General features: G+C 71.9%; 1 protein-coding gene. It reads right to left on the bottom strand.

Annotated features, from left to right (window positions below):
* The coding region (locus EGJ34_RS21735) for a tetratricopeptide repeat protein (RefSeq protein ID WP_125362455.1) at positions 1-1232 on the bottom strand (1232 nt) is incomplete at both ends.

Below are 1232 nucleotides of genomic sequence, written 5' to 3'. Positions count from 1 at the left end.
GTTGCGGGGGTGACCGGGGCGGCTGCCCGGATGGCGGCTGGCCCGGTTTGGGCTGGCTCTGCCCCTGCGACCCGGAGGCGGGCGGCTTGCGTTTGCGCGCCGCCTCCACGGCGGCACGGTTGGCGACCGCATCGGGCATGCCCGGGCGCAGCGCCAACGCCTGGTCATAGGCAGCGATGGCTGCGTCGTACTGCCCCTGCCGCGCCAGCGCGTTGCCCAGGTTGTAGCGGCCTTCAGCGTTCTGCAGGGGCGTGAACTGTTCCTGGGCGGCAGCGAAGTCACCTTGGCGATAGGCGTCCACACCGGCGGCGATGCGTTGCTGGTCCTGCTGGTCAGCGCGGCGCCACCAGCTGCCTTCGGCGGCCTGAACCGGCTGCGGCAAGCCCAACGGCAGCAGCAGGCCGAGTCCCACCAGCATCGCCAGCGCACGGCGACGGAACGCCAGCAGCGCCAGCAGCATCAGCGGCGGCAACAACCAGTAACCCTCGTCCAGCCATGACAGCGACTGCCCCTGCGTGCGACCGCCGCCCGCTTCCCGCGCCTGCAGCACGCCCAGGGCGCGCAGGTCGGCGTCGTCATCGGTCAGTCGTGCGTACTCCCCGCCCCCTGCAGCAGCCAGCGCGCGCAAACCGGCTTCCTCCAGCTGGGCGCGTTCGATCTGGCCATCATCACCGCGATACGCCGCACCCGCCGGGGTTCCGAGGCCGAGCACCGAAACCCGCATCTGCTGTGCCAGTGCGTTCGCCGCCGCTGCACGGTCGGCCGCGTCGGTCCGGTCGGTGATCAGCAGGATGTCGCCCTGGCGGGCACCGGACTGCTGCAGCAGCAGGACGGCCGCCTCCAGTGCCCGTGCCGCCCGCTGGCCGTCGCGGGGCATCACATTGGGATCGAGCGCGTCCAGATAGAGCGCGACGTTGGCCCGGTCGCTGGTGAGCGGCGCGACGGTGAAGGCATCGTCGGCGTACACCAGCAGTGCCACTTCGCCGTTGCGGCGTTCGCGCAGCAGGGTTGCCAGTTTGGCGCGCGCCTGCAGCAGCCGGGAGGGTGGCAGGTCACTGGCCCGTACACGGCTGGAAAGGTCCAATGCCACCACCAGCGGCGCGGGTGCCTGCCACAGGGGTTGTGCGAGTTGACGCCAGCTGGGCCCCGCCAATGCCAGCACGGCCAGGGTCCAGCCACACAGCAGCACGCCCAGGCCGACGCCGGCATGGCGACCTGCCGGGGCCAGCAGG

The sequence above is a fragment of the Stenotrophomonas sp. 278 genome, assembly GCF_003935715.1.
Classification (GTDB): domain Bacteria; phylum Pseudomonadota; class Gammaproteobacteria; order Xanthomonadales; family Xanthomonadaceae; genus Stenotrophomonas; species Stenotrophomonas maltophilia_AH.
Note: the sequence above shows the minus strand (reverse complement) of the source record. Positions and strands in the feature narration are given on the sequence as shown.